15 protein-coding genes and 3 tRNA genes are annotated in these 13,460 nt (G+C 56.5%); 9 read left to right on the forward strand and 9 right to left on the reverse strand.

Going from position 1 to position 13,460, the window contains the following annotated elements:
- Positions 1-2: 2 nt before the first annotated feature.
- Positions 3-1,244, forward strand: coding sequence for a hypothetical protein (locus ACESYO_RS01070; protein WP_283127862.1), 1,242 nt, complete (start codon positions 3-5; stop codon positions 1,242-1,244).
- 78 nt (positions 1,245-1,322) lie between these two features.
- Here ACESYO_RS01070 and ACESYO_RS01075 read toward each other — a convergent pair whose 3' ends face one another.
- Positions 1,323-1,706: a hypothetical protein gene (locus ACESYO_RS01075; RefSeq protein WP_058966635.1), complete on the reverse strand. Its 384-nt coding sequence runs from the start codon at positions 1,704-1,706 to the stop codon at positions 1,323-1,325.
- Positions 1,703-1,885 (reverse strand): hypothetical protein, encoded by a 183-nt coding sequence (locus ACESYO_RS01080; RefSeq protein WP_346672176.1) that lies wholly within the window; start codon positions 1,883-1,885, stop codon positions 1,703-1,705. Before ACESYO_RS01080 ends, ACESYO_RS01075 begins: the two co-directional genes overlap by 4 nt.
- 42 nt (positions 1,886-1,927) lie before the next feature.
- Between ACESYO_RS01080 and ACESYO_RS01085 the strand changes: the two genes are divergently transcribed.
- The 4 genes from ACESYO_RS01085 (at position 1,928) to ACESYO_RS01100 (ending at position 3,938) form a co-directional block, all read left to right on the forward strand.
- Positions 1,928-2,004: transfer RNA gene (locus ACESYO_RS01085), tRNA-Asp, on the forward strand.
- A 4-nt stretch (positions 2,005-2,008) separates the two neighbouring features.
- Positions 2,009-2,084, forward strand: a tRNA-Thr gene (locus ACESYO_RS01090).
- A 174-nt stretch (positions 2,085-2,258) separates the two neighbouring features.
- A tRNA-Trp gene (locus ACESYO_RS01095) sits at positions 2,259-2,334 on the forward strand.
- Positions 2,335-2,609: 275 nt separating this feature from the next.
- Positions 2,610-3,938 (forward strand): putative ABC transporter permease, encoded by a 1,329-nt coding sequence (locus tag ACESYO_RS01100; protein ID WP_373209218.1) that lies wholly within the window; start codon positions 2,610-2,612, stop codon positions 3,936-3,938.
- Positions 3,939-3,993: 55 nt separating this feature from the next.
- On the opposite strand, the gene ACESYO_RS01105 is transcribed toward ACESYO_RS01100, so the two are convergent.
- From ACESYO_RS01105 to sfsA, 3 genes are all read right to left on the reverse strand, one after another.
- Positions 3,994-5,247 (reverse strand): coproporphyrinogen-III oxidase family protein, encoded by a 1,254-nt coding sequence (locus ACESYO_RS01105; protein WP_283127860.1) that lies wholly within the window; start codon positions 5,245-5,247, stop codon positions 3,994-3,996.
- Positions 5,248-5,257: 10 nt separating this feature from the next.
- A complete protein-coding gene (locus ACESYO_RS01110) occupies positions 5,258-6,160 on the reverse strand; it encodes a radical SAM protein (protein ID WP_373209219.1) in 903 nt (300 codons plus the stop codon).
- Positions 6,161-6,301: 141 nt separating this feature from the next.
- Complete coding sequence (sfsA, locus tag ACESYO_RS01115; protein ID WP_283127858.1) at positions 6,302-7,000, reverse strand: DNA/RNA nuclease SfsA; 699 nt, start codon at positions 6,998-7,000, stop codon at positions 6,302-6,304.
- Positions 7,001-7,217: 217 nt separating this feature from the next.
- Between sfsA and ACESYO_RS01120 the strand changes: the two genes are divergently transcribed.
- The 4 genes from ACESYO_RS01120 (at position 7,218) to bilS (ending at position 10,910) form a co-directional block, all read left to right on the forward strand.
- Positions 7,218-8,147 (forward strand): RICIN domain-containing protein, encoded by a 930-nt coding sequence (locus ACESYO_RS01120; protein ID WP_283127857.1) that lies wholly within the window; start codon positions 7,218-7,220, stop codon positions 8,145-8,147.
- 217 nt (positions 8,148-8,364) lie between these two features.
- A complete protein-coding gene (locus ACESYO_RS01125; protein WP_283127856.1) occupies positions 8,365-9,711 on the forward strand; it encodes a redoxin family protein in 1,347 nt (448 codons plus the stop codon).
- A 148-nt stretch (positions 9,712-9,859) separates the two neighbouring features.
- On the forward strand, positions 9,860-10,345 hold the full coding sequence (gene bilQ, locus ACESYO_RS01130) for a bilirubin utilization transcriptional regulator BilQ (RefSeq protein WP_058966623.1): 486 nt from the start codon (positions 9,860-9,862) through the stop codon (positions 10,343-10,345).
- Positions 10,346-10,406: 61 nt separating this feature from the next.
- The gene (gene bilS, locus ACESYO_RS01135) at positions 10,407-10,910 is read left to right on the forward strand and encodes a flavodoxin family protein BilS (protein WP_373209220.1); all 504 of its coding nucleotides are present in this window, start codon (positions 10,407-10,409) and stop codon (positions 10,908-10,910) included.
- 78 nt (positions 10,911-10,988) lie between these two features.
- On the opposite strand, the gene ACESYO_RS01140 is transcribed toward bilS, so the two are convergent.
- The 4 genes from ACESYO_RS01140 to ACESYO_RS01155 form a co-directional block, all read right to left on the reverse strand.
- A complete protein-coding gene (locus ACESYO_RS01140) occupies positions 10,989-11,981 on the reverse strand; it encodes a hypothetical protein (RefSeq protein WP_283127854.1) in 993 nt (330 codons plus the stop codon).
- Positions 11,978-12,709: an SDR family NAD(P)-dependent oxidoreductase gene (locus tag ACESYO_RS01145; RefSeq protein ID WP_283127853.1), complete on the reverse strand. Its 732-nt coding sequence runs from the start codon at positions 12,707-12,709 to the stop codon at positions 11,978-11,980. The genes ACESYO_RS01140 and ACESYO_RS01145 overlap by 4 nt, the downstream gene beginning before the upstream one ends.
- 10 nt (positions 12,710-12,719) lie before the next feature.
- Entirely contained in the window at positions 12,720-13,136 is a 417-nt protein-coding gene (locus ACESYO_RS01150) for a MaoC family dehydratase (RefSeq protein WP_283127852.1), read from the reverse strand.
- A 79-nt stretch (positions 13,137-13,215) separates the two neighbouring features.
- Complete coding sequence (locus ACESYO_RS01155) at positions 13,216-13,458, reverse strand: acyl carrier protein (protein ID WP_058966615.1); 243 nt, start codon at positions 13,456-13,458, stop codon at positions 13,216-13,218.
- Positions 13,459-13,460: the final 2 nt, after the last annotated feature.

The following is a 13,460-nucleotide window of genomic DNA, read 5'->3' on the forward strand; positions in this document are numbered from 1 at the left end:
CAATGAAAAAGCATATCCGAGCGGCGGCATTGGTGGTTAGCCTGTTGCTGCTGGCAGGCTGCGGTACCGCCCGGAGCCAAAGCGAGCCGATCCCGGTAGCGGAGCAGACGAATACGGAACAGACACTGGGAGGGCTGCATCTTGCGCAATCCACTCAGGGAGACGCAGGGATCTGGATCGTGTCCGGCGATCAGGCATTTCTGACGGGAGAACGGCAGGTCGATGGGGGATACCTTCTGCAATCGGTGGATTTAACGACCGGACAGCGGACGGTTCTGTGCAAAAAAGCGGGCTGTGCCCATTCCGACCGGGGCTGCGATGCATGGCTGCGCAGTGATGCATTCCTTCAGATGACGGAGACGGAATCGGGGGCGCTGGCGCTGTTCTGGCAGCTCGATGGCGAAGCGGCGGTGGAGCTGCGGGATCAGAGCGGAAAGGTGCTCCGTTCGCAGACAAAGATTCCCGCATTGCCGGTGAGCGGTCCCGTGTATCGGGATGGCAGCAGTTTGTATTATATGAGCAGCGCCGAGCAATACCAGAATTTGTGGCAGGTCAATGTGGAGGATTCTGAACAGTTCGGCCAGTGCGAAGAAGTTTGCCGCTGGCAGCTGGGGGAAAATCCTTATCCGCTGCTTTGCACAGAGGATGGCATCGTGGTGGAACAGACCAGCGGCACCGGAGAAGAGGAAAATCAGGGGACGATCTGCCTGTATCTGCTGCGCTGGGATAACACGGTGCAGAAGATTTTTGAACAGGATCTGGCTCAGGGTATGATTTGGAAAGCGGAGGGAGATACGGCGCTGTTTGCTTATCAGCGGGCAAGCGGAATGCTGGAGCAAATCAACCCGGCCGATGGAACGCTGACGAAATTTGCGCAGGTGCAGCCGGGCATTCGATATGCAAACCCGGTCAATATGACCCAGAACCGGTTGATTTATGGCTGGAATGACGGCGAAGCCCACGGACAGAGCTGGGTGGAGCAGAATGGCCAGCCGGTGGAGATCAAGGCGCTTTCCCGCAGTCACAATGGAAGCGTAACGGATGCCATTGTGCTGCAGGTGTTGGGAAACGGACGCCTTCTGGCAGATCTGGGAGAGCTCGAATATCCCATCGCAGAGACCGGTACGGATGGCAAGGCCTTTTCCATAAACACCAGCGAGCGGCTGTATGGTATTTTTACGCTGGATGAATATTGTCAGAGTGGAAAGGAATATCTCCCGGTTCAGACGGAAGCGGAATTCTGACGCTCAAAAACAGCCCGCCGGGCAGCGCATGCAGAATGCGTCACCCGGCGGGCTGTTGATTCAGAAAAAAGAGAAGGATTACCGGCCCAGCAGCTTGCCCAGCTTTACCTTCAAAGCGGTGTAGCCGTTTTTGGCGTCGGAAGAAAAGTCGGAGGCAATCTCCCACTTCCAGCGCTGGTTATCGAAATAGAGCACATCGCCCTCACGGCCGGTCAGGGCCTTGGGCAGGGCGGCGGGGTCCACCAGCGGGTCGAAGGGCTGCTGGTAGGTGAGCACCCCGTCCGGAGAGATGCTGGCCCACACGCCAAACACAAAGCAGGCGCCTTCGCCGTAGCAGAAACGTTCAAAGCGAACTTTCCCATCGTAATAAAAGGAAAGGCAGTCGCGAAATTTGTTCAGATATTCCTTTTCGTAGCGGCGGCCGCAGTTTGCACCCGCCAGCTCTTTGGCAGAAATGTTCATGGCAGTTTCCCTTCCCGCGGCCGGGCCGCAAACAGGCGGCCAGGCATGCGGCGTTTGTTTTTCTCATTATAACAGGTTTGCAGATTTGCCGCCAGAAAAAGCGTGAAAAAAGGGCGAAAAACCAGTTCGAAAAAAACTTTAAAAAATGTGAAAAAAGCTGTTGACATTTCTCGATTCATGCCGTATAATAAACAACGTCGCTGATGCGGCAACGCAAAGATGGCCCGGTAGTTCAGTTGGTTAGAACGCTAGCCTGTCACGCTAGAGGTCGTGGGTTCGAGCCCCATTCGGGTCGCCATCTTGCTGCTATAGCTCAGTCGGTAGAGCGCATCCTTGGTAAGGATGAGGTCAGCAGTTCAAATCTGCTTAGCAGCTCCATGGTAGAGCCCTTTCGGAACTTACCGAAAGGGCTCGTTTTTTGTCTCCAAACAGAAAACTTTTTGACCGAAAAATGGGTCAAAAAAATTATCAGAAAATCGAAAATACTTGTTGACAGGTTGCCCTTTTTTTGGTATAGTAATAAAGCACCCGGCGAACGGGGCAACAGAATAAAGGGGTATAGCTCAGCTGGTAGAGCAGCGGTCTCCAAAACCGCGTGCCGAGGGTTCGAATCCTTCTGCCCCTGCCAGAAGCCCGTGAATGCGAAAGCGTTCACGGGCTTTTTTGTTGCGTTTAACAGGGGAAATCTTGGGGATACACCCGGGTGAGAGATGCAAAAAGCAATCCACGCATATATAAAATTGGGAAAAAGATGCTCTAAGAACAAAGTTCGTTGTTTGTGCAATTGATTTTACCGTGGGATATGGTACACTTAAGCTACACTGTTAAGTCCGGAAGAAAGGAAGCGATCCCGGCGAACGTTGTTGAAAGCGGCGGGAGATTCCCGCCCAAAGGAGAAAATGTATGTATGAATTAAGCATGTTGTTTCTGTATTTTATCATCTACGCCTTTTTGGGCTGGTGTGTTGAGGTTGCCGTTACCGCGGTGAAGCAACACCGGTTCGTGAACCGAGGCGTGATGAATGGCCCGATTGTACCGCTGTATGGTCTGATGGCAACTCTGGCGGGCGTTTTTCTGGAACCGGAAGAAAACAATCTTCTGGTCTTTGTGCTGGGTGCTGTGGTGCTGTGTGCTGCCGTCGAGGTTGTGGCCGGCGTCATTCTGGAACGGCAGTTCGGCCGCCGCTGGTGGGATTACTCTGATCGCCCCATGAACCTGAAAGGCTATATCTGCCTGGAAAGCTCGCTGATCAAGGGTGTTCTGGTAGCTCTGGCGGTGCGTTTCCTGACGCCGGTGCTGCACTGGGGCCTGAGCTTCCTGCCGGCCATTGCGCTGCAGATTCTGGCGCTGGTTCTGGCGATCATTCTGGCAGTGGACGCGCTGGTTATGGTATATGGCGTACATGCGGTGCGCCGTCGCTGGAAGATGAGCGAGCCCATTGCCGAATATCTTCAGCAGGCCAGCGAAACCATTGGCGATGGGCTGACCACCCGCACGCTGGGCTGGTATCAGGGGTATCAGAAGCGGCATCTGGCCAAGGCCTTCCCCAATCTGACCCGACTGTCCGCCGAGGACGAATGCCCTGACGCCAACGTGTTTGCGGCAGGCATTGGCTTCTATAAGCTGTTCTGGCTGTTTTTGATCGGTGCCTTTGTGGGTGATCTGATCGAGACGGTGTTTGTGTGGGGCACTTCCGGCGTTCTGATGAGCCGCAGCAGCCTTCTGTATGGTCCGTTCAGCGTGGTCTGGGGCCTGGGGGCGGCGATCCTCACTGTGGTACTGCGCGGCCTGATGGACAAGAGCGACCGTTACATTTTTGTGGGCGGTGCGCTCATGGGCGGCGTGTACGAGTACATGTGCAGCGTGGTTACCGAAAAGCTGTTCGGCAAGGTGTTCTGGGATTACAGCAAAATCCCCTTTAACCTGAATGGTCGTATCAACCTGTTGTATTGTGTATTCTGGGGCATTGCCGCAGTGGTCTGGGTGAAGGAGGTTTATCCCCGCATTTCGGCCCTGATCGAGAAAATCCCCATGAAGGTGGGCAAGATACTCACCTGGGTGCTGGTGGTTTTGCTGGCAGTGGATGTGGCGCTCTCCTGCATGGCGCTGGGGCGCATGGACCAGCGGGAAAAAGGCATTCCTGCCACCAATGCAGTGCAGCAGTTCCTGGATGAGCAGTATCCGGACGAGTACCTCACCCAGCGGTATCAGAATATGAAGCTTGCGGGCTAAAGTGCCCGAAACAAAAACAGCGCTCTGGTGAAAAACCAGAGCGCTGTTTTACTGTTCACAGTTCGAGTTGTTCGGGAAACGCTTCCCTGCGCAAAATGCCCCACATTTTGTCGATGTAGGCCAGCGTATAAAAATTTTCGTAATGATGGTAGTAAAATGCCCCGCGGGGTGTCATATGCCAGATACTGTTTTCCTTTTTTATGAACCCAAGCAACCGGGCCAATTGCAGTTCAGCACCGTACACCTTGCTTAGAGGAACACCGAAAAAACGCTCAAATGCCCTGGGGTCTACTTGGGTGCTGTATGCCGTCCAGAACAGATAATAGACCATCCGCTGACGGGCGGTGAAGCGAAGGGTCAGCGCGGTGGGAAGAAAACCGGCATCCACCTGGCGGCAGTATTCCGGTACCGAAAAGGTGTTGATTTTGAACTGATCTCGCAAAAGGGTGGTGGCTGAGCAGCCAAACCCCAGGAAATTATCCCGAGTCATGGAAGAATAGTTGGCCTGCCCGTTTTTGGCAAAGGTCCAGATGGAGGTACGAACATACCCTCGGTGGGTACAGTAACGGGTGATGGCGTCCAGTAGAGTGCGCTTTTGCCGCCGGGGCATGGCGGGGATGGTGCTTTCGGTAAAGGTGAAATCGATGAAGGGATAGATGGCCACATGATTTGCCCCGTTCCGGAAGGCTGTGTCGATGTCTGCTCGCAGATCCCGGAAGGTCTGGCCGGGAAGGGCAAAAATGAAATCCATCGAAACGGTTTCAAACGGCATCCGAGCCAGCGCTTTCCGCAAAGTCTCTGCATTTGTGTCAGACCGCCCCAGAATCTTCTGGAATTTTGGCTGGAAGGACTGTACTCCGATGCTGATTTTGGTTACGCCCGCAGCCTTCAGGGTGCGCAGCACGGGTGGGGTTACGTCGGCGGGATGCAGTTCCACCCCGATGCCCTGGCTGACGGTAAAATGTTCTTGAAGCGCGGCGATGATTTCGCTCAGGCGGTTGGCGGCAAGAGCGGGAGAGCCGCCACCGAAATACAGGCTGGTCACGGCTTTTTTGCCGGGGTGCTGGCTGCCCACCAGATGAATCTCACGAATCAGAGCATCGATGTACCGGTTACAGAGGTCCTTGGAGTAAACCACCTTGCAGTAGGGGCAGAAATTGCAGATGCTGCGGCAGAAGGGAATATGCACATAAAGGCCCAGATTCTCGCAATGGGAAAACCGGAGTTGCTGGTCGGCCTCGTTGTAAAAACGGAAGGGCTGCACCGAGCGGGTCAGCCACATCCGGGTCAGGGTGGTTGGCAAAGACATGGCGCACCTCCTAGATATATTTCAGATAGGTCCACAGCATGTCCCAGATGATTCTGGGATCGCCGTGGAACAACAGGGTGTATTCCGCCACGAAGAAATAGCCGCACCGGCTGCACAGACCCGGTTCATGAATGCAGCGCCCACAGGTGGACAGCACCCCGTTTTCCATTACCACACACTGGTGGCAGGGAGTAGGAAACCGGTTGTGGATCAGGTATGGGAAGGCGCTTTTCAGGTTGAACACCGGAGCTCCTTCTTTCATCATGCGGGTGATGGTACGGCAGCAGCGGGCTTTGTCCGGCTTACTGAGGGCCAGATCCTGTGTGTCCGGGTACGGGGTGTGAAAATTGAACGAGACTGCCCGCACGTTCTTTAAATCCCGGGCAAGGCGGCAGACATGGGCCACAGCACCTTTGTTGATCTGGTTGATGGCCATGTAAAAACAGATGTTGTCTGCCGTAGCGTTGTTTACATTTTTTAAAATTGTGTCGTAGGTGTCACCCCGGATGGCGTTGTGTCGGGATCGGTCGCCGTCCAGACTGAGCAGGATCAAGTCTGCTTCCGGCAAATCCAGTGAAAAAGTGCCGTTGGTGACGACGTTTACAATCAAAAAGCCCATTTGCTTTGCTTCCTGTACCAGATCCCGCAGGTTGTGGCCGTCGCTATGCCACAAAAAGGTCTCACCGCCACAGAAAAACAGAATGCGCACGCCCATAGCATAGAGCTGCTGCATCTCCCGGCGAATCTGCCGGTATGGATAGATAACCCCGGTGATGTTGTTTACCGAGCAATGCTTGCAGTGCAGGTTACATTTGTCCGTGAGGATAATGGTGCCCAGAATGGGGTCTTTTTTCCCCAGCAGGATGGTTTTTGCTCCAAAGGCGGCAAATTGCACAAACGAGGAAACTTTCATGGAGGTGCACCTCACTTTTTGAGAGATGGAGTCAGATGTCTTTTTCTCAGTGTAGCACATCTTTTGTGTTGCTGCCATTCTTTCGGGGCAAAAAACAGAGCACGCCCCGGCGGAGCGTGCTCTATGGTGTAATGGAGCATGTTATGCGAAAGGGTTCGGCGGGGTCAGGTCCACTGGAACCGGGGCGTTCACCGTCAGGCTGGAAGGGGTGACGCGGCAGTCGTAAGCCAGCAGTGTGACGCCCGCATCCACTGCCCGGCGCAGCGCGTGGCCGAAGTCTGCATGGGTGGCCCAATTGGGAGAAAACTGCTTCATTCCCTCCATCTGCAAAAGGATCATCACATAGCAGCGCCAGCCCTGCCCGGCCAGTGTGGTCAGCTCCTCCACGTGCTTGAGCCCCCGCAGGGTGGGGGCGTCCGGGAAACGGGCGAAGCCGCCATCCTCCAATGTGCAGCCTTTTACTTCCATCAGAATCTTTTCTTCACCCCGGCGGGCGAAAAAGTCGAAGCGGGAAGCGCCCAGCTTATATTCGGCGCGCAGTTCGTCCAACGGGCCGATGCCGCCTGCGGCCAGCCACTCCGCCACCGCCTGATTGGGGGCAGCAGAATCCATATTCACCAGAAGGCCGGCCTTGTCCACAGCAATCAGATCATAAGGTGTTTTGCGGGCAGGGTTATCACCGGGCTGCAGATAGACGGTGCAGCCCGGGCGCAGCAGTTCGGCACAGCGACCGGTATTTTTTACATGGACGTTCAACACCTGCCCTTCCAGCTCCACCCGGGCGATAAACCGGTTTGGGCGGCTGAGAAAGCGGGCGGAGATTACGTTGGAATATCGCATGAGGAGACCTCCTGAAACGTGGTGTGCGGCTTTTGTCGAAACTTGACGCAATTGTGAAGTATTCTTCGCAGGCGTGCAACCACTGGATTTTAGCAGAATAATATGGTATAATCAGGCAAGAAACTAAGCACAAAGCAAATGCGTCAGCTTTGGAGGAGAGAGGGTCGTACGGCTGGCTTGGTTTGAGGTTTCAGATAAGGAAGGAGCAGCGAACATCATGAAAAAGACGGTTCAAACGGTAATCAGTCCTGATAAATTCTACACCATTGCAAGTGCAAATGGCAAGGTTGTTGAAGTGGCGGATTTTAACACCGAAAACGGCGCAGCCATTCAGCTGTGGGATTACGCGGGCGAAGAGTGGCAGCAGTGGGCGTTCGTGCGCGCCGGGGAAGGCGTGTATCGTATCCGCAACCGCTTCACCGGCAAGATGCTTGACCTGATTGCCGGCGGTGTAGTGGACGGCACCTGGCTGCACCAGTGGGAAGGCACCAGCGGCTCCAGCCAGCTGTGGGTTTTGGAGAATACCGGCGACGGCCGCGTAAAGATCAAGTCCAATCTGTCCGGCAAGTGCCTGGACGTGGTGGGCATGAGCCAGGATAACGGCGCACGCCTGCAGATCTGGCAGGATGTGAACGGCGACAACCAGCTGTGGGTTGTGGAGGAAGTGAAGCCCAAAAAGACCAGCCGCAAGAAGGCTGAGCCTGAGACCGAAGCTGCTCCTGCCGAAGAGACCAAACCTGCAAAAAAGACCACTGCGCGCAAGACTGCGGTCAAGAAAACCACAGAGAAAAAGGCCGAAGAGGCTCCGGCGGCGAAGAAGCCCCGTGCAACCCGCAAAAAGGCTGAGCCTGCGGTTGAAGCGACCAAAGCGCTGAAGGAAGCGGAAGAGCAGAAGGCTCTGAAAGCGGCAGAGGAGCAGAAGGCTCTGAAGGCCGCAGAGGAACAGAAGGCCCTGAAAGCGGCAGAGGAGCAAAAGGCCCTGAAGGCCGCAGCAGAGCAAAAGGCTCTGAAGGCTGCCGAGGAACAGAAGGCTCTGAAAGCCGCGGAGGAAAAGAAGGCTGCGGAAGCCGCGAAGCCCGTGGAGGCTCCGAAGCCCGCGCCCAAGCCGAACCTGAAAAAGGCCGGCAAGCGCCGCGCTGCCAAGTAAGCCTGGCATAAAAGAAATTGAAAACAGGGCGGTTCGGTTCGCCTGCCCTGGAGAGAGACGTTCCGGCGGTTTCGCCTTTCGTCCCGCCCCAGGCAGGTGGGCCGCTTTTTGTGTGCACAAGGCAAATGCTCATACGGTTTGTGATTATGGCACAGTAGCAGACCAGATGCTTTTGCTATACTGATACCAATTCTTATTATGGGAGGACCATTCGTTTATGGGGTTTAATCTGGAAACCAGTATTTCGGTATTTACGGTGTTTGTGCAGGGATTGTTCAGCTTTTTCTCGCCCTGCGTGCTGCCGCTGGTGCCGCTCTATCTGGGCTATCTGGCAGGCGGCGCGGCCAGTGCCAGCCTGACTGATAAGCAGCGCCGCCGTATTGCGCTGCGCAACACCCTGTTTTTCGTTCTGGGCGTGAGCTTCGCCTTCTTCATGCTGGGGCTGGGTTTCACGGCGCTGGGCAAGCTGCTCAGTGGAAACCGGGCGCTGGTCGCCCGCTTGGGTGGTATTCTGATCATGCTGTTGGGCCTGTATCAGGTGGGCTTTTTGCAGGTGGACGCTCTGCAAAAGGAGCACCGCCTGCCCTTTGACCTGAACCGGTTCAGCATGAACCCGCTCACTGCGCTGATTCTGGGATTCACCTTCAGCTTTGCCTGGACTCCCTGTGTGGGCCCCGCTCTCACCAGTGTGCTGGTCATGGCCGGTTCCTCCGCATCCCGGACACAGGGCTTTCTGCTCATCGGTGTGTACACCCTGGGCTTCGTGCTGCCCTTTTTGCTTGTGGCCTTGTTCACCAGTCAGGTGCTTTCCTTCTTCCGCCGCCACACTTCCTGGCTCAAATATACGGCCAAGGCAGGCGGTGTGCTGCTGATCCTGATGGGTCTGATGATGTTCACCGGCTGGATGAACAGTTTCACCGGGTATTTGTCCGGCGTGGGCACTTCCGGCGCTGGGGTATCTTCGTCCCAGGTGGTAAGCAGCAGCCAGCCCGATTCTCAGCCCGCGAGCCAGCCGCAGGCGACCAGTGAACCGGCAGAGTCCGAGGCAGCAAGCCAGCCGGAGAATGCAGCCAGCAGCCCGGAGGAGGAAGAATATCCGGTGATTGCCGCGCCGGACTTCACTATGGTGGACCAGTACGGCAACGAACATACCCTTTCCGACTACAAGGGCAAGACCGTGTTCCTGAACTTCTGGGCCACCTGGTGCGGTCCCTGCAAGAAGGAAATGCCGGACATCCAGCAGCTGTATCTGGATTACGGAGAAAATACCGGTGATGTGATCATTCTGGGCGTGGCCGCACCCAAGAGCGATGCCAACCCCTTCAATCAGGAGACGCTGGATGCGGACGGCATTGCAGATTTTCTGGAGGAAGGCGGTTACACCTATCCGGTGTTGATGGACACCACCGGCGATGTGCTGATGGACTACGGCATCTCCGCCTTCCCCACCACCTTCATGATCGACAGCGACGGCAATCTGTTCGGTTATCTGCAGGGCTCCATGACCCGCGAGATTATGGACAGCATCATTGACCAGACCGTGAGCGGCATCCGGGCGAATTGATTCCGGTCGCCACAAAGCAAAGCAAAAGAGGCACTTTCCTTGTAAAACAGAGGAGAGCGCCTCTTTTTTGAGTAAAATACTTGACAAATGCAAATAAATTCATATAATTGATTTTGTCAGGAAAAATAAAAGAGGATGGAGACGGGACATGGAACAGACACTTGCGTTCTATATCAATCTTCTGCGGGGGGATTTCACCCAGTTCTGCGCCCAGCGGTTGAAGGAGCTGGGGCTTTCGCAGGGGCTGCTTTACTTTTTGCTGTATGTGGGGCGGCATCCGGGCTGCTCGGCGGGAGAGCTGGCCTCGGTAATCGGGGCGGACAGCGGCCATACCACCCGCTCGGTGGAAAAGCTGGTGCAGCAGGGCTTCATGACCCGTACCCGTTCCCAGCAGGATAAGCGGGCGGTGGTGCTGGAGCTGACCGAACAGGGCCGGGATGCCTTTGTGCAGGCCGGCCGGTGGTTTTACCAGTGGGAAGCGCAGCGCACCGAAGGCATGAGCCCGGAAGAGGTGGCACAGCTGAAAGCGCTGCTGCAGAAGGCAATGGCTGGGATTCCCATGCCCAAATCCCCCATGGAATCGGCTCCCGGGCCGGTGCGCAAAGCCATCCGCAAGGAAACTTGCAGTGAATAATTACTCACCCCAGCCGCTGAAGCAGCGGCGATCTGCAATTGTGCAGGAAAGGAAATCAATTATGCGTTATTCCATTGTATACTCCAGCAACACCGGCAACACCCGCCAGCTGGCTGAGGAAATTGAAAAGCAGCTTCCCGCCGGGGAGCTGGTGTATTGCGGCGCACCGGATACAGCGGCGCTGCAGGCGGAAGTACTGTTTGTGGGCTTCTGGACCGATAAGGGCAGCTGCGACGAAAAGGTGGCGGAGCTTTTGAAGCAGGCAGACGGAAAGACCGTATATCTGTTCGGCACCGCCGGTTTTGGCCAGAGCCAGCAGTATTTCGATCAGATTCTGGCCCGCGTGCGGGAAAATCTGCCCGCCGGGGCGGTGTATGGCGGCGGCTTCATGTGTCAGGGCCGGATGCCTCAGGCGGTGCGCAGCCGTTACGAGGCCATGCAGGCCAAGGAGCCGGAAAATGCCCGCTACAAAATGCTTATCGAAAACTTCGACGCAGCACTGGCACATCCGAACGCCGATGATCTGGAAGCTGCTGCAGCCTGGGCTAAGAGTTGCCTGGCGTAAGGGTTTCCGGAAATGATAAGAAAAAGGCACCGTGAACGTGCGCTTCGCGCCGTCACGGTGCCTTTTTTGTCTGGAAAATCAGTCTACGGTCAGATTGGGCCGGTCCTGATCACCGTCTGCCTTGAACAGCACGAACTGATCCGGGCAGCTGGTGAAGTAGTAATATTCCGTGTTCTCAAACAGGGGAGGAGTCAGATAGTTGGGCAGGATGTTTTCGCTGCCCTCTTCCCGCTCACAGAAGCCTGCCGCCGCAAACACCTCAGCGGGGATACCGGCGCAGTAGCACTCGGCATATTCCGCACCGGCGGCATGGAGCAGGTTATCAATGGCCTTGCCCAGCCGGGGAAGGGTTTCATCCCGGCCAATGAAATCCACGATGCGCAGCACCTTGCCGCAGCCGCTGTCCACCACGCGGGCCGCAAGATATGCCAGTATGACGCCATTCTCCCGGGCGCAGTACACATCGTAAGTAAGATGGGGAAAGGCAAAATAACGCCGGGTCAGGTACCACAGATCCTTTTTGGGGGTGTGGGGCGTTTCGGGCAGGCCCAGCTCGGCCAGCTGTTCCGGGCTGTTCACCTGCTCCAGCGTCAGGTCGCCGCTCACCGGCAGCACGGTGGGGTCTGCCACACGGGCCAGCGTGTAGGTCACCTGACCGGAAAGGCGGTAGTAGTGAGGCACCCGATCCGCGTGCCAGCCCAGAAACCGGTAAAAGGCCATGGTTTTGGGGCGGATATTGTTGCAGGCTACCACCGAAGCGCCGGTGAGCCGGGGCATGGCGTTCATCAGGTCCAGCCCCACGCCGTTGTGGCCCTTTTTTGCCACCCACACCGAGACCCAGATGTCCGGGGTGGGAGATTCGTTGGCCCGGATGTATCCGGCTACCGCCAGCAACTTGCCGTTTTCCTCGGCCAGCGCATATTGCAGCGCATTGCCGCTGCGGTAGTAAAAATCAAAATATTCCGGCAGGTTCACCAGCGGAAGCTTCCAGTCGAAGTTTTCGTTGATGAACGCGATTACCCGGTCAGCTTCCTCCGGCCAGGCCAGACGCAGGGTCAGAGAATCGCTCATAAGGCGCTGCCTCCGGTGATGGGCAACGTTACGCCGGTGATGAAGCCAGCCTCATCGCTGAGCAGGAAGGCCATGGCGGGCACCACGTCGCTGGGGCGGGCGTTGCGGCCCATGGGGTTGGCCTCGGCGCTGGCCTGCACGATCAGGTCGCTGGTCTCGGCCAGGAACTTGGTCTCCATCATGCTGGGGGCCACGCAGTTAACGGTTACGCCGAAGCTGGCGTAGTCTGCGGCCAGGCTTTTGGCCAGACCGGCCAGAGCACTTTTGGCCATCACATAGGCGGCGGTGTTCTTGGGAGGCATACCCAGCAGATAGCTGGTGAGCATGAACAGAACCCGGCCCTTTCTGGCCTTGGCCATGGCGGGCACGAAGGCCTTGCACAGGGCTACCGCGCTGCGCACCTGCACCGACAGGTCCAGTTCGAAACGCTCCTCGTCGAACTTCTTGAATTTGGTGTTTACCACCCGCAGGGCGGGCAGGTGCACAAAATGGGTGGGAGCGGGGCAGTTCTTCTGCACGTCCTCGATAAAGGCGCACAGCGCCGCCTCATTGGTCAGATCCACATCGTAGGTGCGGATGGTGCCGGGGTGCGCCTTGCACAGGTCGGCCAGCCCCTTCAGATCGCCCGCGCCTTGGGCGATGAACAGATCGCCCTCCTGATACAGCCGCTCGATCAGCGCGCAGCCCACATCGCTGGAAGCGCCGGTGATCAGATATACATTGCCCATAAAGTCCTCCTTATTTTGCCACGCCCGCCTTGATGACGCCGCGGGTCACTTTTTTGCCGTCCTGATTGGTGATGGTTGCCTTGATGGTGATTTCGCCGAACACATCGTTTACCTCGTCCACCTTGCCGGTGATGGTCAGGGTGTCGCCGATGAAGATGGGCTTGGCGAATTTGGACTCCACGCTGTGCAGCAGGCAGTGTTCACCGGGCAGGTAAACACCCGCCAGCGTGGAAAAGAAGCTGGCGCCCAGCATGCCATAAACCACCCGGCCGGGAAAGCCGCGCCCGGCGGCGTATTCTTCGCTCATGTGGATGGGGCTGTTGTCGCCGGTGATGGCATAAAAAGCATCCATCATTTCGGCGGTCACGGTTACGGTGAAGCTTTCGGTCATACCGGGGGTGATGTCCGCCAGAGTGTAGCTGTTCATAATGGATATGTCCTCCTTTGAAAAAGGGCTCAAACAGAAAAGGGGCCGGGCCCGCAGCCCAGCCCCTTTTTGCGATTGTTTACGCGGTCAGACGCTCGATCAGATCCAGCAGGTCACCCACGTTCTCCAGGCCGCGCACGTCATCCAGCTTGAACTTCAGGCCGAACTTCTTCTCCATGGCGGTCAGCAGGTTGATCTGCTCCAGGCTGTCCCAATCCTCGATGTCGTCGGCGCAGGTCTCGCGGGTGATCACCAGCTCCTCGTCGTCGAAGTTGTCGCGGAAGATCTGCTGTACGGCGTCAAAAATGCTCTGCTTATCCATTT

It is taken from the genome of Allofournierella massiliensis (assembly GCF_964241245.1).
Classification (GTDB): domain Bacteria; phylum Bacillota; class Clostridia; order Oscillospirales; family Ruminococcaceae; genus Allofournierella; species Allofournierella massiliensis.